Genomic DNA, 26,346 nt, shown 5'->3' with positions numbered 1-26,346 from the left:
CAATGCCTGAGAAGCCTACACCATACCCGTTAGGGTTGGTGTAGGAGCGTCACTACCCACAAGCGATGCTTCTGCAAGAAAAAGAAAAGCGCATCGTACAAATCATCCTTTCTGGTCATTCAAAAGCAGAAATTTCTTTCTCTATTTATAGTCGTTTAGCTAACAACAGCGCTGATGCATGGATATGCCATGCCACTGGAAAAATCGATAACGAGCATCAATTGATTGGAGCTTAAGGAGAACTGGGTATGCAGTTTGGTCTAATGTTCTTTGCTAGCCAAGAAAACTCCGAAACAGGAGGTAAATATCATCTCGTTATTGAGAGTGCGAAGTTTGCAGATCAACATGGTTTTTCCAGTGTCTGGCTGCCAGAGCGTCATTTTGCGGCTATGGGGTGTCTTTTTCCCAATCCTGCCGTACTGAATGCTGCCCTAGCCATGCAAACCAAGCGGATTCGTTTGCGGGCAGGCAGCGTGGTACTGCCTCTACACCATCCCATTCGCATTGCTGAAGAGTGGGCAATGGTGGATAACCTCTCTCAAGGTAGAGTAGAAATTTCTTTCGCCTCAGGCTGGCACCCCAATGACTTTGCCTTTTTCCCTGAGAAATACCCCAACCGTTATGAAGAAATGTACCAAGGTATTGAGACGGTACAAAAGTTATGGCAAGGGGAATCCATACCAGTAAAAAGTGGTAATTCCACTCAGATTCAGGTCAGAAGCTATCCATCTCCAATCCAGCCTGTTCTACCAATCTGGGTCACTGCTGCAAGCAATCCTCAAACTTTTGCTAAGGCAGGTGAAATTGGTGCTAATCTTCTCACGCATTTATTTGACCAATCTACTGAGGAGTTAGCTGAGAAAATTGCCCTTTATCGTCAAATGCGGGCAAAGCACGGACACGATCCGGAATCTGGGAAAGTTGCAGTTATGTTGCATACTTTCGTTGGCGAGGATGTTAATCTCGTTCGAGAGCAGGTGCGGCAACCTTTTTGTGACTATCTTAAATTGAATCAGAACTTGTTGAAGGGGCTTGCCCAGAGCAGAAGTCGGGATGTTGACCTCACAAAGTTGTCGTCTCAAGAGTTCGATAATTTCTTGAATTTTCTATTTGAAAGATTTTTCTCCACTAGGGCGTTAATTGGAACCCCTGATACTTGCCTGGGTATAGTCAGTCAACTTAAGCAGGCTGGAATCGATGAAATTGCTTGTCTGTTGGATTTTGGCCCAGATAATGAATTGATTCTCAGTAATTTACCTTTTTTGAATAAGTTACAAGAGCTTTGTCGAACAGAAGGATTTAATAATTCTTCTGCTTTTAAAAGGCAAATACCTAGCAAAGAAGCTACTTCGAGCAATTCATATCTTCAGAACCATCATTCTTCAAAATTGCATGATGGTTTTGAAAACTTGAACTTGCATTCAAGTTCGCTTCAGGAAATTCAAGCTCGTTGTACAGAAGAGATTAATGTTCAAGCATTATATAAACAAATTGCTGAGATAGGATTGCAATATGGTTTGGGTTTTCAGGCTATAAAACATCTTTACCAGAGAGAGGGAAAAGAAGCATTAGGGCAAATTCAACTTCCTGAGTTACCAGAATCGGAATTTGCAGCTTACAATATTCATCCTGTTTTCTGGGATAATTGTTGTCTGGTGTTTGGTTCGCTACTCAATAAAAATAGCCTCACTCTTTCTCCCGAATTTCTACTATTACACATAGGTTATCGACGACTTGAATTTTATAGAAAAGCCGGTCATTTAATTTGGAGCCATGCGAGCGCAAAAAATGAATCTGGAGCCAAAGATGTATTTGAAGGAGATGTGCGTATTCTCAATCCATCAGGGGAGTTGGTTGCACAAATCTGGGGACTGCGTTATCAGCTGGTTCACAAAGGTTATTTACTAGAAACCACAGGTTCAAAGGAAATATCCCTGGTAACTCAAGAGGAAAAAAATAATTTTCCTAGAAGCAATGCCCTTCTAGCTGTTCCACCCGAAGAGCGGGAGCAATTCTTGTCAGAATATTTCCGCGAACAGGTATCTAAGACGTTTAAATTGTCTGTATCCCAATTAGACATCCATCAGTCACTGCTTAATGTAGGATTGGATTCTTTAATAGCTATAGAACTACGAAACAAGATAGAAACAGAACTAGGGATAGTTATCCCCATAGTTACCTTTCTTCAAGGATTGAGCATCGCTCAGTTAGTCACTCAAGTTCTCTCTTCCCTAACGCTAGAAACAGGAAAATCTGAACTGGGAAGAGAAAACAGATACCACAGCCATGATGAGGAGGAAATCACAATATGAGCAACAACCACATCAATCAAGCGTTCCTCTCACCTGGATTTGACGGTGATATGCATCTAAAAACCAATGATGAACTCCTCGCAGAACTTCAAAGGCTAAGTGTGAAGTTGTCGGTTGATGGGAATCAGCTACAGATTCGTGCCCCTAAAGGAACACTGACCCCACAACTGCGCGAATTACTATCTGAGCGCAAGACAGAACTTATGAAGTTGCTACAGCAGAAAAACATCGTGGCGAATGCTACTACTCTTCCCCTTGCGTCTATCCCACGAGACAAAAATCTGCCTTTATCTTTTGCTCAGGAACGACTGTGGTTTCTGTACCAATTAGAAGGTAAAAGTGTTACTTACAACGTTCCCATCGCGCTCCACCTCAAAGGGGATCTTAATATAACAGCTCTCTCGCAAGCGATCGCAGAAATCTTGCGTCGTCATGAAGCCTTGCGAACAACGTTCAAAATGGTGAATGGGTTACCAGTCCAAGTGATAGCTCCTTCAACTTTAGATTTGAAATTGCCAATTTTGGATTTGGGTTCAAATTGGGATTCGGTGCAACAGTTTGCAACTAATGAAGCACAGCAACCTTTTGATTTAGAAGAAGGTCCCTTGGTGCGCTTAAACCTGCTGCGCTTGGATCAAAATTCTTATGTGCTGTTGCTTGTAGTACATCATATTGTTATAGATGGCTGGTCTGCGGGAATATTCATAAACGAATTAACAATCCTGTATAAAGCTTTTTCTACGGGAGCGCCTTCTCCTTTGCCCGAACTGCCTATCCAGTATGCTGACTTCGCCTACTGGCAGCGCCAGTGGCTGAGCGAGAAGTTGCTTTTGTCTCAAATTAATTACTGGAAGCAACAGTTGGCAGCACCCTTGCCAGTGTTAGAACTTCCCACCAACCGAACTCGACCAGCAATCCAAACCTTCCAAGGAGCAATGCAATCTTTTGTACTGCCCAAGCTCCTCAGTGAATCCTTAAAATCACTGAGTCAGCAAGAAGGGGTGACACTATTCATAACACTGCTGGCAGCCTTTGGGACACTGCTGTATCGCTACACGGGGCAGGAAGACATCATTGTCGGCTCTCCCATCGCTGGTCGGAACGTCAGTGATATTGAAGGATTGATAGGTTTTTTTGTCAACACCCTGGCTCTGCGCTCAGATCTTTCAGGAAATCCCACTTTTGGGGGTCTGCTAAAACGGGTTCGGGAGGTAGCATTAGGAGCTTATACCCACCAAGATTTGCCATTTGAAAAACTGGTAGAGGAACTGCAACCGGAGCGAAACCTTAGCCACACTCCATTATTCCAAGTGATGTTCGCCCTTCAACGTAACCCAATAATGCAGGTGCAGGAGCTAGATGGTTTAACTATCAGCCTTCAGAAGATGGATGGGGGGGTAGCAAAATTTGATTTAACCTTGTCGATGGTAGAGACTGAGCAAGGACTGACAGGAATGTTCGAGTACAACACTGATTTGTTTGATGCGGACACCATTGAGCGGATGGCAGGTCATTTCCAGAAATTGCTTGAAGGAATTGTTGCTAACCCACAGCAGCAGATTTCCCAATTGCCCTTGCTTACAGAAAAAGAGCAACAGCAGTTACTGGTAGAGTGGAATGATACAACTTTTGACTATCCTACTGATAAGTGTATTCATCAGTTGTTTGAAGAACAGGTAGAGCGCACCCCCCATGCAGTGGCAGTGGTGTATGAAAACCAACAACTGACTTATGCACAGTTGAATTGTCGTGCGAACCAATTGGCACACTACTTGCGCTCATTAGGTGTTGGTCCTGAGGTGTTGGTCGGCATTTGTGTGGAACGCTCACTCTCTATGGTGGTGGGACTGCTGGGGATTCTCAAGGCGGGTGGGGCTTATGTGCCGCTTGACACAGAGTATCCCCAAGAGCGTCTTAGTTTCATGCTAGAAGATGCGGCTGTGTCGGTGCTGCTGACGCAACAGCACTTAGTTGAGAGATTACCACAGCACAAGGCGCAGCAAGTCTTTTTGGATAGTGATTGGCAGCTGATTTCTCAATCTCCTCAGGACAATTTAATCACTGATGTGCAGGCAACTAACTTGGCTTATGTGATTTATACCTCTGGTTCTACGGGAGCGCCTAAGGGAGTGCTGGTTGCCCATACCGGACTGCTAAATCTGGTGTTCTGGCACAAAAGAGCCTTTGAAATCACTTCCGTAGACAAAGCCACTCAGCTAGCAGGAACAGCATTTGATGCTGCGGTATGGGAATTGTGGCCCTACCTTACTGTGGGAGCAAGTATCTACTTAGTCAAACGTGAACTGCTTGGTAAACCACAAGAGTTGCGAGACTGGTTGATATCACAAAAGGTGACTATCAGTTTTTTACCAACACCATTGGCACAGGAGTTATTATCTCTAGAATGGACACAAAATGTAGCAATGCGTTGCATACTGACTGGTGGAGATAAGCTTCATCAGTATCCATCTTCTTTACTCCCCTTACTTGTAGTAAATAATTATGGTCCAACTGAGAATACTGTTGTCACAACTTCTGGGCTAGTAGTTGCCAATGGACCAGAGCATATCTCACCTCCCATCGGTCGCCCAATCGCCAACACGCAAGTTTACATCCTAGACTCGCACTTACAACCAGTGCCCATCGGTGTACCAGGAGAGTTGCACATCGGTGGTGCTTCTTTGGCAAGAGGTTACCTCAACCGCCCAGAATTGACAACAGAAAAATTCATCCCCAACCCCTTCAGCACTGACCCCGATTCCCGGCTTTACAAAACTGGTGACTTAGCACGCTATTTGCCCGATGGCAACATTGAATACCTTGGACGCATCGACAATCAAGTAAAGATTCGCGGCTTCCGCATCGAATTGGGCGAGATAGAAGCAGTACTTCACCAACACCCATCAGTTGACTCAGTTGTCGTCACAGCAAGAGTAGACACCCCAGGGGAGCAACGCTTAGTCGCCTACATCGTGCCACAACAGCATACAGCACCCACAATTAGCGAGTTGCGGCAATTCCTCAAAGCTAGGCTGCCAAATTACATGGTGCCTCAGGCAATAGTGATGCTAGAGTCGTTACCGTTGACTCCTAATGGTAAAGTAGACCGCCGCGCCCTACCAGCACCTGAATTACAGCGTGAACTATTAGACAAATATGTTGCCCCACGCACCCGAATCGAAGAAATGCTTGCCGCTATTTGGGCATCTGTGCTCAAAATAGAGCAAGTAGGCATACATGATAACTTCTTTGAACTTGGTGGAGATTCGATTCTCAGTATTCAAATTATTGCCAGAGCAAATCAGCAAGGAATTGTGCTCAGTCCCAAGCAGCTATTTATGCATCAGACAATAGCTGAGTTGGCAGCAGTCGCAGGCACAACTGAGGCTATCGTGGCAGAACAAGGTTTAGTGACAGGAACGGCACCACTGACACCGATTCAACACTGGTTCTTTGAGCAGAATCTACCAGAACCGCACCACTTCAATCAATCATTTCTGCTATCTGTGCCAGCCGAGTGGAAACCAGAACTATTACAGCAAGTTGTACAGTACTTGCTGTTACATCACGATGCCCTGCGCTTACGCTTTGTATTGTCTGAGTCTGATTGGCAACAGACTCACGCTCTGAATGCTGATAGTGCTGCTTTCTGCTGGTTTGATTTATCGAAACTACCACAAACAGAACAAACAACTGCAATTGAAACGACCGCAGCACAATTACAGGCGAGTTTAAATCTGTCAAAAGATTTAGTGCGAGTTGCCTTTTTCCGACTGGGTATTGACAAACCGAGCCGATTACTCATAGTTATCCACCATTTGGTAGTTGACGGCGTTTCCTGGCGAATTTTATTAGAGGATTTGCAGACAGCTTACCAACAACTCAGCCGTGGCCAAACGCTCCAATTACCTCCCAAGACAACTTCTTTCAAAGATTGGGCTTTGCGACTAGAAGAATATGCGCAATCGAAAGTTCTCAAATCAGAACTGGCTTATTGGCTGAGTCAATCTCGCTCGTCAGTTTCTTCCATACCAACGGACTATGCAGCAGGAGCTAACACTGTCGCATCTGCCAGCATAGTATCAGTGTCGCTAGATGAAGCACAAACAACAGCGCTCCTGCAAGATGTTCCGTCTGCTTACAACACTCAGATACAAGATGTGCTGTTGACTGCCTTGGTGCTCTTATTGCGAAGATGGACTAGCTCTAACTCTGTGCTACTGAACTTAGAAGGTCATGGGCGGGAAGATATAGTTGAGGATGTAGATTTATCACGCACTGTCGGTTGGTTTACGACGATTTTCCCAGTGTTTATAGAACTGGGAGTAACACACAATCCGGGAGATGCCTTAAAGTCGGTCAAAGAACAGCTGCGTGCCATTCCAAACAAGGGAATTGGCTACGGTTTATTGCGCTATCTCAGTCGGGACGCAGAAATCGCCGCCAAACTACAGGCACTTCCTCAAGCACAGATTAGCTTTAATTATCTGGGTCAATTTGATCAAGTTTTGAATACATCTTCTGGCATCCAACTAGCTACTGAGTGTACTGGATCCAGCCAAAGTTTGCATGGCAACCGCACTCATCTGCTAGATCTCAACGGCATCATTATTGGAAATCAACTGCAAATAAATTGGACGTACAGCACAAATGTCCATGAACATGCCACAATTGAGCATCTAGCACAAGAATTCCTACTGACATTGCGCGAACTGATTGCTCATTGTTTAGCTCCACAAAGCGGAGGTTATACACCTTCAGATTTCTCTTTAGTCAAGCTCAACCAGTTAGAACTCGACCAAGTGTTGGCTAGCCTCAAATTGAAACAAGAACTCGGCCAAACCAACTGGAAAAATATTGAGGATATTTATCCGCTCTCTGGCATGCAACAGGGCATGCTGTTTCATAGTTTGTATGCTCCTTCTTCGGGGGTGGATTTTACACAGTTAAGTTGCATCTTGAGGGGAAACCTGAACGTGAGTGCGTTCGAGCAAGCTTGGCAGCAAGTGGTAGCACGGCATTCGGTCTTGAGGACTGCTTTTGTTTGGGAACATTTGAGCGAACCACTTCAAGTAGTGTATCGCCAAGTGAAAATCACTGTAGAGACCCACGACTGGCGAGAGCTATCTGTTGAAAGGCAGCAACAGCAATTAGAGGTTTTCTTGCACTCACAGCGGCAACAGGGCTTCCAACTTTTTCAAGTACCATTGATGCGCCTAAATCTCATCCAATTGGATAAGGACTGTTATCAATTTGTTTGGAGTGTTCATCACATATTGCTCGATGGCTGGTCGTTACCTTTGGTTTTCAAAGACCTCTTGGACTTTTATCAAGCATTTTCTCAAGGTGAAAATTTACGTTATGAACCAACTGTAAGTTACCGAAACTACATCGCTTGGCTACAGAAACAAGACTTAGCACTAGCTGAAGAATTTTGGCGACAAAAACTCTCAGGTTTCATTGCACCAACTCCCTTGACGGTGGATAAACCATTATCAAACCGGGAGCAGTCGCACGTAAGCTACAGTGAACAACAAATCCAGTTTCCTGTGCAAGCAACAGCCGCCGTACAGTCTTTTGCACGACAGCATCAACTGAGTGTGAATAATCTGGTGCAGGCAACCTGGGCGCTATTGCTGTCTCGCTACAGTGGAGAAACAGATGTCGTTTTTGGTGCGACTGTGTCTGGTCGGGAGCCATCTCTTGTGGGCATAGAATCGATGGTGGGACTGTTTATCAACACCCTGCCAGTGCGAGTACAAGTCTCTAGAGAAACACAATTGCTGCCTTTGTTAAAGGATTTACAGGTGCAGCAAGTTGAATGTCAGCAATACTCATATACTCCACTGGTAGAAATTCAAGGTTGGAGTCAAGTCCCCAAAGGAACGTCCTTATTTGAGAGCATTGTCGTATTTGAGAACTATCCAGTCGATGCTGCTGTGCAATCACACAATGGCAGTTTGTCCATGGATAATATTCGAGGTATTGAACAAACTAATTATCCTCTAACAGTAGTAGCTCTTCCTGGTGAGCAATTGACCGTGAAGATGAGCTACGATACTAGCCGATTTGATGATGCCACCATTACTCGGATGCTGGGTCATTTCCAAACATTGCTGTGTGGAATTGTCGCCAATCCACATCAGACGATTTGCCAATTGCCTCTGCTTACAGAGCCAGAGCAACAGCAGTTACTCATTGAGTGGAATGATACAACTGTAGACTATCCTACTGACAAGTGTATTCATCAGTTGTTTGAAGAGCAGGTAGAGCGTACACCTGATGCAGTGGCAGTGGTGTATGAAAACCAACAACTAACGTATGAGCAGTTGAATTGTCGTGCGAACCAATTGGCACACTACTTGCGCTCATTAGGTGTAGGTCCTGATGTACTGGTCGGCATTTGTGTGGAACGCTCACTCTCTATGGTGGTGGGACTGCTGGGGATTCTCAAGGCGGGTGGGGCTTATGTGCCAGTAGACCCAGAGTATCCCACCGAACGGTTGAGCTTTATGTTAGAAGATGCGGCTGTTTCGGTACTACTGACCCAAAAGCACTTAGTTGAGAGATTACCACAGCACAAGGCGCAGCAAGTCTTTTTGGATAGTGACTGGCAACTTATTTCTCAGTCTCCTGACAACAATCCCATCACTGGTGTGCAAGCTAGTAATCTGGCTTATGTGATTTATACCTCCGGTTCTACGGGAGCGCCTAAGGGAGTTGAAGTTGTTCACCGTGGCGTTAATCGTCTGTTGTTTGGGGTCGATTACGCTCATTTAGATGCAACAAAAAGATTTTTGCAGATAGCCCCAATTTCTTTTGATGCTTCGACATTCGAGATTTGGGGAGCTTTGTTGCATGGTGCACAATGTGTTCTTTTCCCAGGAAAGATTCCTACATCTGTTGAGTTGAGCCATTACATCCACAAACATGGCATTACTACCTTATGGCTGACATCTGCTTTGTTCAACTCGATAATTGATGACGACTCCCAAGCGTTGTCAGGAATTGAGCAGCTACTGATTGGCGGGGAAGCACTTTCGGTTGCTCACGTTCACAAAGCTCTTGAAACTCTGCCATTCACGCAGATCATCAATGGATACGGTCCGACAGAAAGCACGACTTTTACTTGTTGTCACCCTATCGGCAGACCACTTGAGGCAATCATACAGTCAATCCCCATCGGTCGCCCAATAGCCAACACGCAAATCTACATCCTAGACAGCAATCTGCAACCAGTGCCGATTGGCGTACCAGGAGAATTGCACATCGGTGGCGCCCCTTTAGCGCGAGGCTACCTCAACCGTCGGGAGTTAACACAAGAGAAATTCATCCCCAACCCGTTTAGCACTGACCCCGATTCCCGCCTCTACAAAACCGGAGACTTAGCACGTTATTTGCCTGATGGCAACATCGAATACCTAGGACGCATCGACAATCAGGTAAAGATTCGCGGCTTCCGCATCGAATTGGGGGAGATAGAAGCAGTACTAAGCCAACACCCATCAGTTCATTCAGTTGTGGTCACAGCTAGAGTTGACACTCCTGGGGATCAACGCTTAGTCGCCTACATTGTGCCACAAGAGCATACAGCTACCACAATTAGCGAGTTGCGTCAATTCCTGAAAACAAAGCTGCCAGAATACATGGTGCCTCAGGCAATAGTGATACTGGAGTCGTTGCCGTTGACTCCCAACGGTAAAGTAGACCGCCGCGCCCTGCCGGACCCTGATACAAACAACCTCGCAATCCAAGCTAGCTTTGTCCCACCCCTTGACATCGTGGAACAGAAACTGGCAGAAATTTGGGCAGAAGTTCTGAAAGTCTACCCTGTTGGAGTAAAGGATAACTTCTTTGACCTTGGTGGCCATTCTCTTTTAGCCGTGCAACTCATGGCACGGATTGAGCAGCAATTCAAGAAAAATCTCGCCTTGGCGACACTCTTCCAAAACTCAACTATTGAACAACTAGCGACTATTCTCCGCCAGCCGATAGATGCTTTAAATTGGTCTCCAATAGTACCTATTCAGCCTAATGGTTCTAAGCGCCCTTTCTTCTGCGTGCCTGGAGCGGGTGGCAATACTATCTATTTATACAACCTGGCTCATCATTTAGGTAAAGATCAACCATTTTATGGATTGCAATCACTCGGTCTTGATGGGGAATCAAAGCCGCACACACTCATCGAGGACATGGCAGCTTATTACATTGAAGCAATACACTCCATTCAACCCTCTGGACCGTACCTTTTGGGTGGTCATTCCTTTGGCGGTATGGTAGCTTTTGAGATGGCGACTCAGTTACACGAGCGGGGATATGAGGTGGCTCTACTAGCCCTTTTGGACTCTCCTGCACCAGGTTATAGAACTAATGAATTAGATTTTGATGGCGATGATGCTGGATGGATGAAGAAGATTGCCGGCCTAGTTGAAACCTTGTACGGAAAGAGCTTAAACGTATCTGAAGAAGCTCTCAAAGTTCTTGATCCTATGGAGCAACTGAACTACTTCAAACAGCAGTTACAAATGGTCAATTTCCTGCCTCCCGATGTTGGAATTAAGCAAGCTCGCGGTTTAATTCAGGTTTTCAAAACTAACTTGCAAACTGCTTCTGTTTATATGCCACAAGCAGTCTATCCGGCTCAGATTACGTTTTTCCGGGCAAGCGAGATTGATGCTGTTAGTCATGCAAACTCTGAAACTTTAGATGAACTAGGATTGGGCTGGGACAAGTTTTCTACTCAACCTCTGGATATCCACTTTGTTCCAGGTAACCATCACACAATGTTCAATGAACCTCACGTCCAGGTTTTAGCAAAACAACTGACAATCTGCATTGAGCAGGCACAGACAAATGATTGAGGAATCAGCAGATAAAGCAACATCCAACAACTATCAGTAGGGTTGAGTCGATGGGCGGGTTTCCCAACTTGAAGCGCCTGCCGTCTCAACACCGAATCAAAGATTACGGTGTGAGCCTCCTTGCGGAAACAGGTGATGTTTCGTTTTGTTACTCTGGGGCTTGGGTGGAAGGGTTGCCGTTTCATAACACCTACCCAAAGCTACCCATAACTAGACTTTTCTATCCTAGATAACTTGTACTAGCCGAGTTGCTTTGGGTTTCGTTTACTTCCTTGCTTCATCCTGGCAACGTCGGCGTTAACCAGTCCACAGGCTCAAACGGTCTAACTGACCGCGTTCTAGTTCCTAAGAGGAACCGCTTCGCTTCAAATTGATTGCTGCGTTCAAGTCGCGGTCAATGACAAAGCCACAATGACCACATTCAAATACTCGTTCATTCAGTCCGAGTGTTTCTTTCTTGGTTCCACAGTTAGAGCAAGTCTTGCTAGATGGGAACCATCGGTCAACCACAACCAACTTTGAACCATACAACTGACATTTGTAGGTCAATTGACGACGAAACTCAAAGAAAGACATATCAGCTATTGCTTTAGCCAGTTTATGATTAGCTAACATTCCTGATACGTTCAAATTCTCAATGACTACTGTGCCGTGGTTCAAGGCTCGCGCAGTGTTGTGAGTTTGTGCAAGGTATCTTTTCGGATGCTAGCTATCTTCATATGAAGTCTAGCTATTTGCACACTCGCTTTTTTCCAATTAGCCGAGCCGATAATTTTATGGCGGTTCAACCATTGCATTTTGGATAGTTTTTCTTCATATTTTTTGTAGGATTTAGCTCCTAGAATTACTTCACCAGTTGAGATTGTAGCCAGTGCTTTGACTCCAAGGTCAACGCCTACAACGTCTGTGTTATGTGATTCTTGGATTTCTACATCGAATCTGAAACTAATAAACCATCTATCAGCTTGGCGAGATATTGTACAAGACTTAGTTAATACCTGTGGTAGTCGTTCATAAGTTTTGAGTACACCAATTACAGGTACTTGGATTTTGTTATTGCCCAGAATTTTGATTGTGCCTTCAAGCGTGAAAGAGTCACGTCTACCTTTTTTCTTGAACTTAGGAACGCCAGCAGTTTTGTTAAAGCAACGTTTCCAAGCTTCTCGCAAAGCTATTAATGCTTGTTGTGGCGTGCTTTTAGAACACTCGTAATACCATTCATTTTCAGACTTCACCAATACTACTAACCATTTGTGTAAGTCAATAGCGCTAGGAAATTTGATTTTAGAATCGGGATTTGTCTTGTTGTGGTCAAGTATCTGCTTTGTCAGCCCAAGACCCCAATTCCAAGCATGGCGAGCTACACCGCAATGTTTTGTTAATGCTATGCGCTGCTGATTATTCAGTTTCAATTCTGTTTTAAAACCTAGCAGCATTGACTCGACCTCTTCATAAATGCTATATATTAGTCTACTGATATAGATAACAAGAGTCAATGCCTTTTCAGAAAAAACATAAACTTGGTGCTTTACCGTATGGAGATGAACCTTTAGACACTAAACCGATAAGCTTTAAAGGTCGAAAAGGACAGCTAGAAAAACTTAAAGCCGTCCCCAATTGGCAAGAACAGCTTAGAGATTTTGTTGACCAACTTATATCAAACCTACCCAATCAGGAGTAGTAGTGGGTAGTTTTGTCCAGGAATTAAGTTACAGTTTCTAACCCTCAACGATAGGCGATCGCCTCTTTGCTGCACCTTTACCCCCACCTTCCCCGCTTTCAGTCTTTGGTTCACATCTTCTAAAGTTATCTTGCTCATTGCGCTAATTCTGAGCTAAATATCTCTAATAGAAAACCATATTTAGGTATATTTATTCATATTCTAACGCCAGTAAAATTCTAGAAAGAGAAGGTATAAACGGTTAAGTAGGCTAAACTAGAAAGCAAACAATTCGGTTATGACTGTCGGATCTTTCAAAAGGGTTCCTTTGCAACCTTTAGTGTTACTCTGCCTTGCGTATGCTTGGCTGGGATGGTATTTGTCTGTTAATCACATTATTTGGCTGGTGGGAGCTTTTGTAGCAGCATTAGTGTTAGCTGTGGCTTGGAGGAGTATTTCTTGGTTAGAGCGTTTGATTGAATTTGGTTCTAAGACTTTAGTTGTTGTCTTGGTTTTAAGTGCATCAATTGCTTTAATCGCCACTTGGTCGCTTTTTTCGACCTTCATTATTATGCCTTTAGCAACTACACTTTTCGCTGTAATGGAACTGCGTTTTGCTGGTTTTAGCAAAAGAGATAGGCTTTTGCTAGTTACTGTACTTGCTGGATTTGGTTTAACCGTGGGCGAAGTCATAGATATTGTTCTTTTACCCAGTGATAGGTACTGAGCTATAACAGTACAGTTCCTAGCCCTTGAGGGTACGTTTTGAGATACAAAACAAAGAAACCCAGTTTCTCAGAGAAACCGGGTTTTTTTACCCTTCAATTGTGTTTGACAAACTACTTTACTGGAGTTTTTGGTTCTTGTTCGGGTACTTGCTGACTTTCTGTTGGTTTCAGCCGTTCCCACAAAGCGGGTGGCGTTGCTTGACGGAAAGCCCCACAATAGTGCATCGTCATCACGGCTTTGAAAGCCCAGTGATCCGGTGAAACATCGCTAAAGGGTACAGGTAAGGTTTCTGCCTGGTTCTGAATGCAGGCATTGATAACTTGATTTGGTTTACCTGGGCTAGCAGTAGGGGTGTCTTGAGCTTTCACAGGAGTCAGTGACACTCCTACACCGACCTAACGGTACGGTGTAGGCTTCTGGCAGATTTTATCTTTCCAGAAATTCGTTCGTGGTACTCCAACTGTTTCCCACTACCGCAGTTTATAGTCAGGCACGTGTCCCTCCCGACTTGAATGATTGAAAAAACCATTCCCCTACGTTCCTTGAAGATTTTACATACCGGAGGCTGTAGTCAGCTATTAATAGCACAATTGAGCCGCACTTCCCGGTAAAACCCCCTATCTTCAGTTGTCTAGGTACAGATGGTTGACCAGTGTTTTAGACTTTATCAACACTTCTATATGTTAACATAACGGGTAGATATTGACTACCCATCATGAAAGATTCTCGATTGAATTTAAGAATATCAACTCGTAGATTAAACAAGTTACGGTCATATGCCGCAAGTAGAGATAAGACGATTACTCAAATTGTCGAAGACGCTTGTTGACATGTTACCCAACACAGAGACTGGCGCTCAAGGCACTGTCCCCACTCCTGAATCAATCGACGATTAATATTAGTCGGGGGACGTACCTTGAGCACCCCAAAATTCATCCCACACCGCCCTCCGGGTCGGATGTGGGGCTTCTTTTGGTTCAAGCTAAGCCAGCAGTGGATAACACGATAGTCGTTGCTAGAACAATACGGTTCATGCTATGTGCGTCAGTTTTAGGTAGTAGAAAACATTGTAACTATCGCTACTAGTACAACTAATCCAGCAACCCACAACATTAAAGCTCCCCAAGCCACAGAATCTTGTTGTAATTTCTGCCACAAATTTGTGACAAAATTATTACGTGTTGCCATTTTTACCCTCCGATTTTGACTGAGCTAGTACCAGACGCCACTCATCAAGCTTGAACTCAGTTATGTTAAATCTGTCCTTGGAAATAAGAGTTTTAATTTCTCACTTCCAACGATTAAGCAACTGAGATGAAAGTAAATTAATGGAGCGCACGCAAACGCGTGCCTCTAGGCGCACTCCCTTACTTAAAAAAGAATAATTTACAAAAAGAGATTTCTTGTCTCTAGAATGTATTTTCGCATACGTAAGTGTTTACACTTCCAAGTTTTGCCATTTTGAGAAAAATCTTAATGCTTGGTTGCCGTTGTTTCAACCAGAAATTTAGAACCTGCAAGATGATAGCAATCACACCAAAGCACAAGAAACCTACGGATTGGTTTTCATAGTTTGATATCTGGAATTATGAGTATATTGAAAATAGACAGCTATTATCTGTTCAAATAAGTGAGCAAAAAATGGTGCAACAAATAAGACCGGGTGAACCACAATATATCTGCGTAATTCCAGTTGAGAGCATAACAGGAAATCAAGAGGAAGAAATAATGACTTTTGGTGTGTCTGCTGATCAGGCAAAACATCAAGCCGAGGAATTGTTAGCAAATAATTACGGATGCAAGCGATTGCCCAAGGGGCAGTGGCAAAGCCAATCGCAAGTCGTAGAATTGATCCAGCAGGCGAGAATCGAACCAATAGGTCAGTGGTGTTCCGCCAATAGTCACCAAAAATAGTACTTAGATACGTCTATAACTTTTGTACGGTCACAATACCTTGCGCCCTGACTCCTTATTGATAATTTCTGACTCATTTCACCCATGCAAATATTCAAAACACTACTGCGGGTTCGGCACTACGAAATGGATGCCTTGGGACACGTCAACAATGCAGTTTACCAAAACTATCTAGAACAGGCAGCCATTGAACACTCTGAACACCTGGGCTTAACTTTCGATCTCTACCAAGAACTGGGTGGTGTATTTGTCATGCGACGCGTGGAAATTGACTACCTGCGTCCAGCAGTAGCAGGCGACACGCTAGAAGTCACGACTTGGTTAAGAGAAATGCGCGGTACTCGTGCCTATCGCGAGTATGAGATTCGCAAACAAAACCAAGATGATTTGTTAGTCACGGCTGAGGCTTTATGGGTATGGGTAGACGCCAAAACAATGCGCCCGCGACCAATACCCGATATGTTGATAGAGAAGTTCTTGCAATTGACATCTCCCGCCGGCTAGAAGCACGGGGGATTCTAGACTGTTGCAGCTACGGGGTCTATAAGACCAGCGCCAGTTGCCTGCTGTCGGGAAACCCTCCCGCAGCACTGGCTCCACTTCGCTGCGTCTACGATATGATTTATTTAATCGCGTAAACAAGTCATATCGTTGTGGCGTTGTCAAAACCGCCCTACCTACCTCGACTAGGCGTAAGCCTAGCTGTGTAGCTACTTTACGTGCAATATTTGCTGCACCATTGCAATCTGCGTTGATTAACAAGCCCGTGGCTGTTTTATACAAACCGCGCTCTATTCTTCTACCTGACGGCTTCCAGCCCTTGGGTTTTTCACCAAATTTGTGGAGAATATCGCCATCTAAGAATGAGGCTTTACTTGTGTACGCTTCCTCAGTGACTGTGACTACGATGCCGTACTCACTAGCTAGTTGCTTTAATCGTGCAATCAATCGTGCTGTTGGAATGGGAACAAAGTTTTGGTTATTCACCTTACTCATATCAGACCCAACCTTGTGTCCGTCGTTCCAACCGATGATGATGTTGCCAATCTTGTCGTTTAAGCAACGATTGACGATAAATCGCGCTGCCTTGTTGATGGCGTCGCGCATCTGATTATTGCGCTTGCGTTGTACTCGGTCAAGATTGCTGTCCCAGTAGAAATCAGATTTACCCTGCTTGTACTTCGCCACAAGACGGCAATAGCCCTGATTCATCGCTTTTAGTTTGCGACCATCAATGATAAAGCTTCTACCGCGTGTTGAGACACCTGTGAGCCAGCTCGTTCCACCGTGGTCAAAGCTCCAAGCATGACTGTAATCAAGGTTGGGATTAACTTTGATTGGCTCCTTGCCATCATCGATGACCCAATCGATAACAAATTCACCAAGAGTCGGACGTATTGTCACCTCTTTTACCCAATCAGAGTCAATGAAATCAGGCAGTTTTAACTTAACCTCAGTAATAAGTTCTGGTTTAGTTTCTTTGCTGATTGAGGGCTTGAAGTATCCATCCTTAAAACTGAGCGCTTGACGTGGAAATGTTACTGCTGCTAGCCCTCCTTTCTTGCGGTATTTGGGCAAAGATGGTCGGTCAACCTCTCCCTTGTAGTAAGCCTTGACCAATCCGTTGTAACTGGTAATTGACTCGCCAACTGACTTTAAGGTTTGTTGTGCAGCTTGCGCTGCCAGTCCTTTATAGTGTGGATTGCCCTTGAGAACTTTGTCTAATTCTGGATAAGAACTGTTGCATTGGTAAGTTTTCCATCCACTGCGTAACTCGTCACCGTGCCAGTAGGTAGTATATGCATTGTCCATTTCTTGAAGACGCGCATAATGAGTCTGACGAGTGTGATAAATGGCGTAATTAATCAAGCTATTAGCACGTTGACATTGGTCTAACCAAAAAACTTTTTCTTCTTCTGTAAATCTTGCCCTAATTGGAATTGTTTTGTACAGTTGACTCACCTCCTGTATCTCTGTTAGTTTGCACTTAGAATACTAAATGGTACTAACAATGTCAACAGGTAAAGGCAGGAAGAGAGTAAAAAATCAACCAGCATTACATGAAGAGCTAAAAAAGCAGCATGGGATATTTCTGACCAATACAGCTTGGTACTTTGTGTGCGAACAGGCGACAAAAGAGAGAACAAGCGCTAGTGAATATATTGAAGCTCTTATTCAACAAAAAAGAAGAGAAACAACAGGTTAAAACCTGTTGAGCCGCGCTTCATCCCCTCTCGCGCATAGTAGGGGTTCTCGCGCTCCCACTATTCTTTGATAGAAAAATCACAGGTTGTTACGTAGTTAGTAGGGCTTACGCATTGACAAAAATCATAAAATACGCGTTTCATTTTTCGACTGTAAGGTGGAGAGAAGTCCTGTAGGCGGTGAGACCAGTGCTGCAGGAGGGTTTCCCTCCGCAGCGCCCCTGGCGAACCCAAAGGGGTTTCCCAACCTAGGGAACTTCGGGGCAGTGCAAAGCATTAGCATATAATCTGGACATCAGTTTACGGCACTGCCCACCCTACTTTTGGATGCAGTAGACTTTGACGCGTCGCCTGCTTCTCCTGCTATTTTCAAGTAAGGTTTAATTCAGATTTTTTTTGCCTTTGCGCTTCGTACAACATCAAAGCAGCGGTAATTGCCACGTTTAATGATTCTACCCCTGGACTTAGGGGAATTTTCACTTGCAAATCTGCCATTGCTGTCAACTCTGGCGACAAACCAGCACCTTCATTGCCCAACAATATTAAACTGGGTTTGCGCCAGTCTACCTCCCAATAAGTCAAAGTCGCATTGGGTAAGGTTGCGACAACCTGCATTCCTGCTTGCTGACTTTGCTGGACTGTCGCTTTTAAATCAGAACTCACTGCCATTGCTTGGCGAAACCACTGTCCTGCGGAAGCACGTAAGACTTTTGGGTTGTCTAAATCCACACTATCTTCACTCAGCCACAATCCAGAAGCTCCAGCAGCAGCAGCAGTCCGAATCATTGTACCCAAGTTCCCTGGATCTTGCACAGTCTCCAATGCTAGCACGATACCAGTAAATGGCACTTCGCCAACACGATAACCTCGTTTTGCCGTCGCGACTACGCCATCCGGTTGTATTGTGGTGGCGATCGCCTTTAAAATTTCCTCGCTAACAATTTCTGCCCGTTCGCAAAGACCACACGCTTTTTCCCACAGCAAAGGATGGGCGTCTTGCCATTCTGGAGTGCTACACACTGCTTCTAACGGGTAATTCACTGCACAAGCTTCCTCTAACAGGTGCGTTCCTTCCACTAAAAACAATTGCTGCTTGTGCCGTTCCTTTGCGGAGTGCAGTTTGCGGATTTGCTTGACTAGAGGATTCTGTGTACTTGTTAGCATCAAATCTCTGAATTTTGAGTGCTAAGTTTTTTTCTTACTTGGCACTTACTACTCAAATGCGGAACCCGGGACTTGAACCCGGAAGCCTTGCGGCACTAGAACCTGAATCTAGCGCGTCTGCCAATTCCGCCAGTTCCGCGAATTTCACTGTTTCTTGACCGTATTTAATTATCACCTAATTATTTAATTGTGTCAAGTAATTATTTTTTTATCACTTTAGGAAAACGACGTAGGGCAAATAGATTCAGTCAGGCAAAATTTTTTTTGCACTCCTCATTCTCCCATAACGCATGTACTATGTGTTACCAAAAGTTCTAAATAAAGTTCTATAGCGCTTCTCGTTTGGATGAAGTAATTATTTATCTGTGTCCATCTGTACGGCAGTTGCTACCCTGCGGGAAGCCGCCCTTCGGGCGTCAACAACGGGGGGAACCCCAACGCCAGTTACCTGCTCCGGGAAACCCTCCTTCAGTACTGGCTCCCTTCGGGTATGCCTACGGCACGCCTGACGGCGAACACCAGTTCCCGCTTGTTGGGAAACCCGCCTGCAGGACTGGATTCACCGCAACGCACGCAAGAGTCCATCTGTGGTTCTTATTTCTTGATGTATTGCACTCAACACTCGAAGCGCTATAAATAACGATATAGCAAGGGTTTCGCTTGTCAAGCCTAGCGGCAGAGCAATTTGTTAACTCTAGATGTCGTGCAAAAATGTAGACAATCAAAAACTATCGTGTAGAATCGAAACCAACTTTCAACGTATGAAATCAGTAAATTTTTTTGGAGGATAGGGTTATTATTCCTTCTAGCGGATTACCAGATGCTAAATCTTCTCCTACAGCAGACTCCTCAGTCTTGCAAATATGGGGCGGGCATCGTTTGCAAGGTCATGTCAAAATTAGCGGCGCAAAAAATTCAGCACTGGTGATCATGGCTGGAGCGTTGCTGTGTTCAGGCGAATGTCGTATCCGTAACGTGCCGTTATTGGCAGACGTCGCACGGATCGGTCAGATTTTATCAGCTTTAGGCGTTCCCTTAAAGCAAACTGGAGACATTTTAGACATTGATGCCAGAGAAATCAAAACATCAAAGGCTCCTTACGAACTGGTTACGCAGTTGAGAGCGAGTTTCTTTGCTATCGGTCCGATTCTGGCAAGACTGGGAGTCGCCCAGATGCCGTTACCAGGAGGCTGTGCCATTGGGGCAAGACCGGTCGATCTGCATGTCCGAGGACTGCAAGCAATGGGCGCTGAAGTGCAGATTGAGCATGGCATTTGTAATGCCTATGTTCCTCGTCGCGATCGCCGATTAAAGGGAGCTAAGATTTATTTGGATATTGCCAGCGTCGGAGCAACGGAAACGTTGATGATGGCGGCTACTCTTGCGGATGGCGAAACCATCATCGAAAATGCTGCACGTGAGCCGGAAGTCGTCGATTTGGCGAACTTCTGTATTGCAATGGGAGCAAAAATCTACGGTGCAGGAACCAGTACAATTACAATTGTCGGCGTGCCAAAGTTGCACTCTACTGACTATACCATTATTCCTGATCGCATCGAAGCAGGGACGTTTTTGGTAGCAGCAGCAATGACCCGTTCAGAGGTTACTCTCTCGCCAGTGGTTCCAGAGCATTTGATACCGGTCATTGCCAAGCTACGAGATATTGGAGTGCCGATTATTGAGGAAGCGCCTAACTGCTTACGCACCTTGGCAGCACAAACTTTGAGGGCAACTGATATTGAAACTTATCCCCATCCAGGGTTTCCTACAGATATGCAAGCGCCGTTTATGGCATTGCTGACACTGGCTGAAGGCGACAGCGTGATTAACGAATCTGTATTTGAGAATCGTTTGCGTCATGCCTCAGAGTTGAATCGCTTGGGGGCAGATATTCGCGTCAAAGGCAACACTGCCTTTGTTCGGGGAGTACCGATGTTGTCAGGCGCACCTGTATTAGGAACGGATTTGCGGGCATCAGCAGCGTTAGTTATAGCAGGACTAGCGGCAGATGGAAAAACCATCATTCAGGGATTGCATCACCTAGATCGGGGCTACGATAGACTCGATACAAAGTTGCAGCAATTGGGAGCTAGAATCGAGCGTGTGCCAGCGACAGAGGCAAATACAGAAGTTGCTAAGAGCACCATCGAGCCTCAAGCGTCAAAGTCCCTTTAGCTAAAACGGGCATAAGTACAAAAGACCACAAAAGCAGCAGGACAAGGAAGAATTACCTTCCTTGTCCCTTTTGCTATAGCTATACTATTTCTGTGGGGCTGTTCAACAGACCAGTTCTAAGCATCACAACTCCGTTATTTCCCCAAGCTCGCATTCGCCATGTTACCGCTAAACACTCAACTGATTGGTCTCAAAGCAGATTCATTTCGTCATCCACTTGATCTAGAAGCAACCAAAGCACTCAAGCAGATACCTGGCTTGGATATGATGGTACGGAATGTTTTGGGACCATTAGCAGAGCAGGTTTTCTATGTGGAAAATATCGCTTCCAGCGTTCTTGTAGGTGAAAAACAACTGCCCCATCTGCATCAGCTGTTGTTGTCAGCCTGCAAAACACTGGACATAGATCCACCCCAGCTCTATATTAGGCAGCATCCTGCTCCCAATGCCTACACCTTTGCAATGCGGGGAAAACAGCCTTTTATTGTGGTACACACTTCCCTGATTGATATGCTGGAACCAGAAGAAATTCAGGCGGTGATTGCCCATGAATTGGGACATCTCAAGTGTGACCACAGCGTTTACTTGACTCCAGTCAATATATTGATATTAGCTGCGGCGGCGGTGCCCACCGTCGGAACAATTCTAGCTCAAGCAATACAAGCGCAACTTTTGGAATGGGTACGCTGTGCAGAATTTACGTGCGATCGCGCAGCATTGTTAGCAACCCAAAACCCCAAAGTTGTGATGTCGGTTTTGATGAAACTTGCTGGAGGTTCGCCAACGATCGCACCGCAACTCAACCTCGATGCTTTTATTGCCCAAGCTCGTGCTTATGATGATATTAGCAAGACCGAACTCGGTGAAATGGTCAAAGCCGCCCGGACAGCTCAGTTGACTCACCCAGTGCCAGTCCTGCGTGCAAGAGAAATTGATCGCTGGGCAAGCAGCCAAGAATATCAAAAGTTGTTGCAAAATCACAAAATAGAGTATAATAATGAAGTTGCACCCAAGGGCGGGTGGCGAAACTGGTAGACGCACCACACTCAAAATGTGGCGACCTTGCGGTCATAGGAGTTCGATTCTCCTCCTGCCCACTTGAATAAAGAAGGAAAAAAGAAGAAGGAAGAAAGAAGAGAAAAAGTTTTCATTCTTCGTTCTTCCATTTTGATTTTTTTATAAGTGAATGTGGTATGTGGCGCGTTGTGTAGACATAAGTGAAAGAAAAATCATTACGGTTTCGGATGTCCGAACGTCGATACAATAAGCTGAAGCTATATGCCGAATGGAAAGAAAAGACGATGACACAACTAATAGAAAATTGGATTGACCGATTACCGACACCAGAGAGAGGGAATGAGTCGAGCGTCCCGCAAGCCCAATAACCTCTGGTTATTATTGCTTGGAGGGGCATCTCCTCATTCCCCGGCGTGATGCACCCCACCCGATTGGTTGCGGGAATTCCGCCGAATTAGTTAAATGTTCCTGCAGCCAGCTTGCTAATATCAATGTTTGGTAACTTTATGCGGTCAACACAAGTGTAGATACAATCTTGCTTGCCATACTTCAGCATTTTGCAATGCTGATCGTCTAATGCCTACGAAGGGACTCGCGATAGAGAGTCCACTTTGCCTGCACCATCCAAAGAAAACAAACACATCAACAATCGGTTTCCCATCATAATTTCTTCATATACGAATCCTGTTTGATTTGTGTGAAAGTGCGTGCGCGATCGCATATTCAGATTCCCGACAACTTTCAAAGAAGTCGGGAATCTTGTTATTCGGCGTTGTTTCAGGCTACCTTACCTGAAGGCAAAACCGCACTAGGAACTTTACGGTATCCACAGTTAAAACCTTTTCTGGTGAGGATGAACTTGATGAGATATATTTATGTATTTTTTTGATAGATTTATACATCTTATTCCGGATTATCGTTGAGACATGATGAATAGTTATAAAGAATGTAAAGAGTTTGTAAATTCAGAGGTCGTCACCCATGCAAAAGATTCAGATTACAGACGTTAGAAGCTGGAATATCCCCAATTATAAAGGCTAAAGGTTTGAAAAATGAACAAGACTTTTGCTTTTGAGAAATAAACCCTTGATTGTCTGGTTCCTCAATGACTTTAGAAGTACATGGTGATTCTTCATGTAGGAAAGCCTGTCCTATGAGTGTTTTTATGCATTTAGGCATACAGCTTAGGGAATGCACATCAAAGCTGCACAATATCAATATTTGTCCTTATCAAGTTTTACTTTTATAATTTGACGACAAAATAACTAGGAACTATAATAGAGATAGGAAATCTGACTGAAAAGCAAAATAAAAGCAAAAGTGTATCTGCATTTTTGCATTAACAGAAGTTTGCTTATCTAGTTATTATTTGATTTGTGAAGTTAAGCAAGGACAATTATTATGCGATTGAAAAGATGGGAATCTCCCCGGCGAGAAGGTCGAAATGATAAGGGTAGAGGTGGTTCTGCAAGGCAGCGACAACTTAAGAAACAACAGCAAAGGCTCCGGCAGAAACTTAAAGAAGATAACAAACCCGAAAAAGACAACAAAGCAGATAGTAGAAAACTAAATAAGACTAAAAAGCAAAGACAGGGGGAAGAAAATTTAATCTTCCCCCTGTTTTTTTGTTTTGTTTGAAAACAAAAACAAAGTTTGTGATGGCAGATCACAGAAATCGTGAAAGTTATATAAAGAGTGTCATTTGCTTGATAAAGCGATTATTTTACATATTCATTGAAGAAAATAAGTATCTTCAATTACAGTATTCATTTTCACTTTTTAAATATCACAATTCGTTAGTTTTATCGTCTGTAAATTTGATTAAGAGACTTATTTTTTTTGCTGATTCAATCTCTGTTAACTTTTGCAAAAATCTATATAAATTAAATAAAAAGATATTATAAAGTTATTGTAAAGTTTGACAATTAACTACTAATCTTGCTGATTTTTACAGTAAATTACTATACAGGTAAAAACAAACGAATTAATACCAGGGAATTCGGCGATTTACTGTAAAAGCTACTGCATCTCCATGTGTTAACTTTCAACCATGCTTCAAGAGTTGAAAGAGTCAGACAGGGATATAGCCTGACACTTTCAATGTTTGGAATGGTTTCGTACATGTTCTGTTCTCTGTTAGACACAAGGAGTGACGTTATGGTAGGAAGAGCTTTTCTACCTGTTCAAAGAGTGCTAGATTTTCCGATTACTGCCTTACGCTTTAACGATCAAATACAAACACTGTTGCGATGGGCTCTAGCTCGCGAGAGTAAGACTGTATGTATCGCCAATGTACATATGGTGATGGAGGCTTATTGGAATCCAGACTTTGGTACTGTGCTCAAGAATGCAGACCTAGTTACTCCTGATGGTATGCCTCTAGTGTGGATGATGAAGCTATTAGGAGCAAGATACCAAGACCGCGTAGCGGGGATGGATGTTTTACAAGCATCCTGTGCGCTGGCTGAAAAACTGAATGTCAGCGTTTATTTCGTGGGTTCTCAAACAGAAATTCTGGCTCGCATGAAGAGCAGGTTAGAGGAGGAATGCCCTAATCTGAAAATAGCAGCGATGGAACCGTTGCCTTTCCGTCCCCTGACTTTATCTGAAGACGAAGCACTGATTGAAAGAATCAATTCCAGTGGCGCGGGTTTAGTGTTTGTCTCTTTAGGGTGTCCAAAACAAGAAAATTGGATGGCTCAGCACAAGGATAAAATACACGCAGTCATGGTTGGGCTAGGTGGTGCTTTCCCAGTTTATGCAGGAATCCATAAAAGAGCACCGCGCATAGTGCGAGATTTAGGTTTGGAATGGCTATATCGCTGGATGCAAGAACCCCGTCGCTTGTGGGGTCGTTACACTAAGACGATCCCAGCGTTTCTTTGGTTGGCTTTTAAACAACTGTTAACATCAACTTCTTTTATCAGTACGCCATTCCATATTCGCGAACGCTATTTGGGATGGAGAGATTAGTAGATCGGCGACTGTAGTGATTTACAGCGTTTTCACTTTCGGACAAAAAACTTCACTAGCAACAGATTAGACCACAAATCGTAGGGGAGCCAGTGCGTTGGTGAGCCAGCGCTATGCAGGAGGGTTTCCCGACAGCAGGCGATTGGCGTGCATGGTTTCCCGGCAGCCACGCATCTGGCGTTGGGCATTGCCCGTAAAAGCCCATGCGGTATCCATTTGATATATTGGTGAGCAATGCCCACCGTAATTCTGAAAACCGCTGTAAAGTGGCTGACTCCTTGCCATAAAAAAGTTTAATACCAATAGACATGGTGATTAGGCAAGGGTAATCAGTTGGTGTTCGATAGCCACCGAAATGTATTGCAAACAATTTGCCCAGTAGCCTTTGGCGTAAAATGCACGCGTAGCATCAGGGGATTTTCATAAGAAAATCTCCTGAGTATCACGAAAACTCCTGAAAGGGTATGACAGTACTTCCTACGAGGGAATACTAATACCAATTCTCTGTAACAATGCGCTTAATAATTACCCCCCGCCTTTGGCGTCCCCCGAAGCTCGCGGGGGGTCGAATTAAGCTCAACTTCATAGAGAGTTGGTATAAGACATCCCGGATGTGTAGGAAAATTTCTTATACTTTGTTAACAAAGGTTTTGTTGGATTTTGTAGCGAATTCTGTTACCAGAACCTATGCTGGGTAAGCAATTGCCAGTTTTCTATCCAAAATTCTCACCTGTAATAAATACTTTTCGCCCCAGCAGCAGTTGCATGAAAGCGAGGATAAAGATGCAAAATAATTCCCGAATATTTCCTGATACTAAAGATGACTAAAGTAAGTAAGTAGAGGAAGTATGTTTTTTCGGAGACTTGAGATACTTTGTCTGTAAACAATCGCGCTTTGTCTAATTGATGCAACATACAGGTTAAGTAGATGAGCACAAAAGAACTTACAATCGAGGTAGGTCGAGCTGAAAAACAGTCTTGGAAAGACCTGTGGACATACCAGGAACTGTTCTACTTTCTGGCATGGCGTGACATTTTGGTACGCTAATGGAAGAATGTTTGTCTGTTCCCTATCATATAAGGGCGGGAGGGTGAGAACCCCTACCTTTTAATCCGGGGATGAAACCCGATACGGAGGACTTTAGTCCAAAGTGTCTCTTGCCCACTGTTCCATTAATTCACTGATACTAATATTTTTGGTTTTTGCTTTTGTTTTTAGTATGTCCCAAGCAGTTGGAGTTAATAAAACAGTGCGTTTTGTTTTGACTTCATCGTGCAAGTACGGGATATTTTTTTGTCCTTTTTGACCTTTTCTTATTGACATATTTTAGGTACGC

General features: G+C 44.2%; 21 protein-coding genes, 2 tRNA genes and 2 pseudogenes. 16 read left to right on the top strand and 9 right to left on the bottom strand.

The window, feature by feature from the left end:
* Nucleotides 1-65: 65 nt before the first annotated feature.
* Genes ACM0OZ_RS20315 through ACM0OZ_RS20305 form a run of 3 tightly spaced genes read left to right on the top strand, consistent with a single transcriptional unit; the run spans nucleotide 66 to nucleotide 11,173 of the window.
* Nucleotides 66-236 carry a hypothetical protein gene (locus ACM0OZ_RS20315; RefSeq protein WP_414584622.1) on the top strand — a complete coding sequence of 57 codons (171 nt, stop codon included), beginning with the start codon at nucleotides 66-68 and terminating at the stop codon, nucleotides 234-236.
* A 12-nt stretch (nucleotides 237-248) separates the two neighbouring features.
* Nucleotides 249-2,312: a MupA/Atu3671 family FMN-dependent luciferase-like monooxygenase gene (locus ACM0OZ_RS20310; protein WP_414584621.1), complete on the top strand. Its 2,064-nt coding sequence runs from the start codon at nucleotides 249-251 to the stop codon at nucleotides 2,310-2,312.
* A complete protein-coding gene (locus ACM0OZ_RS20305; protein WP_414584620.1) occupies nucleotides 2,309-11,173 on the top strand; it encodes an amino acid adenylation domain-containing protein in 8,865 nt (2,954 codons plus the stop codon). The genes ACM0OZ_RS20310 and ACM0OZ_RS20305 overlap by 4 nt, the downstream gene beginning before the upstream one ends.
* 345 nt (nucleotides 11,174-11,518) lie before the next feature.
* On the opposite strand, the pseudogene ACM0OZ_RS20300 reads toward ACM0OZ_RS20305, so the two are convergent.
* Nucleotides 11,519-12,609, bottom strand: a pseudogene (locus ACM0OZ_RS20300) (RNA-guided endonuclease InsQ/TnpB family protein).
* A gap of 59 nt (nucleotides 12,610-12,668) precedes the next feature.
* Here ACM0OZ_RS20300 and ACM0OZ_RS20295 point away from each other — a divergent pair.
* On the top strand, nucleotides 12,669-12,854 hold the full coding sequence (locus ACM0OZ_RS20295) for a hypothetical protein (protein WP_073636399.1): 186 nt from the start codon (nucleotides 12,669-12,671) through the stop codon (nucleotides 12,852-12,854).
* Here ACM0OZ_RS20295 and ACM0OZ_RS20290 read toward each other — a convergent pair.
* Nucleotides 12,837-12,992 carry a hypothetical protein gene (locus ACM0OZ_RS20290; RefSeq protein ID WP_414584619.1) on the bottom strand — a complete coding sequence of 52 codons (156 nt, stop codon included), beginning with the start codon at nucleotides 12,990-12,992 and terminating at the stop codon, nucleotides 12,837-12,839. The two genes, ACM0OZ_RS20295 and ACM0OZ_RS20290, sit on opposite strands and share 18 nt — an antisense overlap.
* Nucleotides 12,993-13,131: 139 nt before the next feature.
* Here ACM0OZ_RS20290 and ACM0OZ_RS20285 point away from each other — a divergent pair, with 139 nt between their 5' ends.
* Nucleotides 13,132-13,560: a hypothetical protein gene (locus tag ACM0OZ_RS20285; RefSeq protein ID WP_414584618.1), complete on the top strand. Its 429-nt coding sequence runs from the start codon at nucleotides 13,132-13,134 to the stop codon at nucleotides 13,558-13,560.
* 112 nt (nucleotides 13,561-13,672) lie between these two features.
* On the opposite strand, the gene ACM0OZ_RS20280 is transcribed toward ACM0OZ_RS20285, so the two are convergent.
* On the bottom strand, nucleotides 13,673-13,945 hold the full coding sequence (locus ACM0OZ_RS20280; RefSeq protein ID WP_414584617.1) for an S-layer protein: 273 nt from the start codon (nucleotides 13,943-13,945) through the stop codon (nucleotides 13,673-13,675).
* A 667-nt stretch (nucleotides 13,946-14,612) separates the two neighbouring features.
* Complete coding sequence (locus ACM0OZ_RS20275) at nucleotides 14,613-14,750, bottom strand: hypothetical protein (protein ID WP_414584616.1); 138 nt, start codon at nucleotides 14,748-14,750, stop codon at nucleotides 14,613-14,615.
* 453 nt (nucleotides 14,751-15,203) lie between these two features.
* On the opposite strand from ACM0OZ_RS20275, the gene ACM0OZ_RS20270 reads away from it, so the two are divergent.
* Together ACM0OZ_RS20270 and ACM0OZ_RS20265 are read left to right on the top strand one after the other, a co-directional pair.
* Nucleotides 15,204-15,476, top strand: coding sequence for a hypothetical protein (locus tag ACM0OZ_RS20270; protein WP_414584615.1), 273 nt, complete (start codon nucleotides 15,204-15,206; stop codon nucleotides 15,474-15,476).
* A gap of 84 nt (nucleotides 15,477-15,560) precedes the next feature.
* Complete coding sequence (locus ACM0OZ_RS20265; RefSeq protein WP_414584614.1) at nucleotides 15,561-15,980, top strand: acyl-CoA thioesterase; 420 nt, start codon at nucleotides 15,561-15,563, stop codon at nucleotides 15,978-15,980.
* Here ACM0OZ_RS20265 and ACM0OZ_RS20260 read toward each other — a convergent pair.
* A complete protein-coding gene (locus tag ACM0OZ_RS20260) occupies nucleotides 15,885-17,429 on the bottom strand; it encodes an RNA-guided endonuclease InsQ/TnpB family protein (protein WP_414584628.1) in 1,545 nt (514 codons plus the stop codon). The genes ACM0OZ_RS20265 and ACM0OZ_RS20260 overlap by 96 nt on opposite strands.
* 58 nt (nucleotides 17,430-17,487) lie before the next feature.
* Between ACM0OZ_RS20260 and ACM0OZ_RS20255 the strand changes: the two genes are divergently transcribed.
* Nucleotides 17,488-17,682, top strand: coding sequence for a hypothetical protein (locus ACM0OZ_RS20255; RefSeq protein WP_332989593.1), 195 nt, complete (start codon nucleotides 17,488-17,490; stop codon nucleotides 17,680-17,682).
* Between the two features lie 367 nt (nucleotides 17,683-18,049).
* On the opposite strand, the gene ACM0OZ_RS20250 is transcribed toward ACM0OZ_RS20255, so the two are convergent.
* Together ACM0OZ_RS20250 and ACM0OZ_RS20245 are read right to left on the bottom strand one after the other, a co-directional pair.
* Nucleotides 18,050-18,844, bottom strand: a complete 795-nt coding sequence (locus ACM0OZ_RS20250; RefSeq protein ID WP_414584613.1) for a TrmH family RNA methyltransferase — start codon at nucleotides 18,842-18,844, stop codon at nucleotides 18,050-18,052.
* 57 nt (nucleotides 18,845-18,901) lie between these two features.
* Nucleotides 18,902-18,983 (bottom strand) — tRNA-Leu (locus ACM0OZ_RS20245).
* Nucleotides 18,984-19,186: 203 nt separating this feature from the next.
* Between ACM0OZ_RS20245 and ACM0OZ_RS20240 the strand changes: the two genes are divergently transcribed.
* The 7 genes from ACM0OZ_RS20240 (at nucleotide 19,187) to ACM0OZ_RS20210 (ending at nucleotide 25,009) form a co-directional block, all read left to right on the top strand.
* On the top strand, nucleotides 19,187-19,480 hold the full coding sequence (locus ACM0OZ_RS20240) for a hypothetical protein (protein WP_414584612.1): 294 nt from the start codon (nucleotides 19,187-19,189) through the stop codon (nucleotides 19,478-19,480).
* Nucleotides 19,481-19,624: 144 nt separating this feature from the next.
* Entirely contained in the window at nucleotides 19,625-21,019 is a 1,395-nt protein-coding gene (gene murA, locus ACM0OZ_RS20235) for a UDP-N-acetylglucosamine 1-carboxyvinyltransferase (protein ID WP_414584611.1), read from the top strand.
* A gap of 159 nt (nucleotides 21,020-21,178) precedes the next feature.
* Nucleotides 21,179-22,054, top strand: coding sequence for a M48 family metallopeptidase (locus tag ACM0OZ_RS20230; RefSeq protein ID WP_414584610.1), 876 nt, complete (start codon nucleotides 21,179-21,181; stop codon nucleotides 22,052-22,054).
* A tRNA-Leu gene (locus ACM0OZ_RS20225) sits at nucleotides 22,033-22,116 on the top strand. Before ACM0OZ_RS20230 ends, ACM0OZ_RS20225 begins: the two co-directional genes overlap by 22 nt.
* Before the next feature lie 120 nt (nucleotides 22,117-22,236).
* Nucleotides 22,237-22,404, top strand: a complete 168-nt coding sequence (locus tag ACM0OZ_RS20220) for a hypothetical protein (RefSeq protein WP_414584609.1) — start codon at nucleotides 22,237-22,239, stop codon at nucleotides 22,402-22,404.
* A 1,033-nt stretch (nucleotides 22,405-23,437) separates the two neighbouring features.
* A complete protein-coding gene (locus tag ACM0OZ_RS20215; RefSeq protein ID WP_414584608.1) occupies nucleotides 23,438-23,674 on the top strand; it encodes a hypothetical protein in 237 nt (78 codons plus the stop codon).
* 519 nt (nucleotides 23,675-24,193) lie between these two features.
* Nucleotides 24,194-25,009, top strand: a complete 816-nt coding sequence (locus ACM0OZ_RS20210) for a WecB/TagA/CpsF family glycosyltransferase (protein WP_414584607.1) — start codon at nucleotides 24,194-24,196, stop codon at nucleotides 25,007-25,009.
* A 111-nt stretch (nucleotides 25,010-25,120) separates the two neighbouring features.
* On the opposite strand, the gene ACM0OZ_RS20205 is transcribed toward ACM0OZ_RS20210, so the two are convergent.
* Complete coding sequence (locus tag ACM0OZ_RS20205) at nucleotides 25,121-25,294, bottom strand: hypothetical protein (RefSeq protein WP_414584606.1); 174 nt, start codon at nucleotides 25,292-25,294, stop codon at nucleotides 25,121-25,123.
* Between the two features lie 643 nt (nucleotides 25,295-25,937).
* Here ACM0OZ_RS20205 and ACM0OZ_RS20200 point away from each other — a divergent pair.
* Nucleotides 25,938-26,054 (top strand): annotated as a pseudogene (locus ACM0OZ_RS20200) (ABC transporter permease); the annotation flags it as partial.
* 96 nt (nucleotides 26,055-26,150) lie between these two features.
* Here the strand turns inward: ACM0OZ_RS20200 and ACM0OZ_RS20195 are convergent.
* Nucleotides 26,151-26,333 carry a hypothetical protein gene (locus tag ACM0OZ_RS20195; protein ID WP_073635155.1) on the bottom strand — a complete coding sequence of 61 codons (183 nt, stop codon included), beginning with the start codon at nucleotides 26,331-26,333 and terminating at the stop codon, nucleotides 26,151-26,153.
* Between the last annotated feature and the right edge of the window lie 13 nt (nucleotides 26,334-26,346).

The sequence above is a fragment of the Scytonema sp. PCC 10023 genome, from assembly GCF_963920835.1.
Classification (GTDB): Bacteria; Cyanobacteriota; Cyanobacteriia; order Cyanobacteriales; family Nostocaceae; genus Kalymmatonema.
Note: the sequence above shows the minus strand (reverse complement) of the source record. Positions and strands in the feature narration are given on the sequence as shown.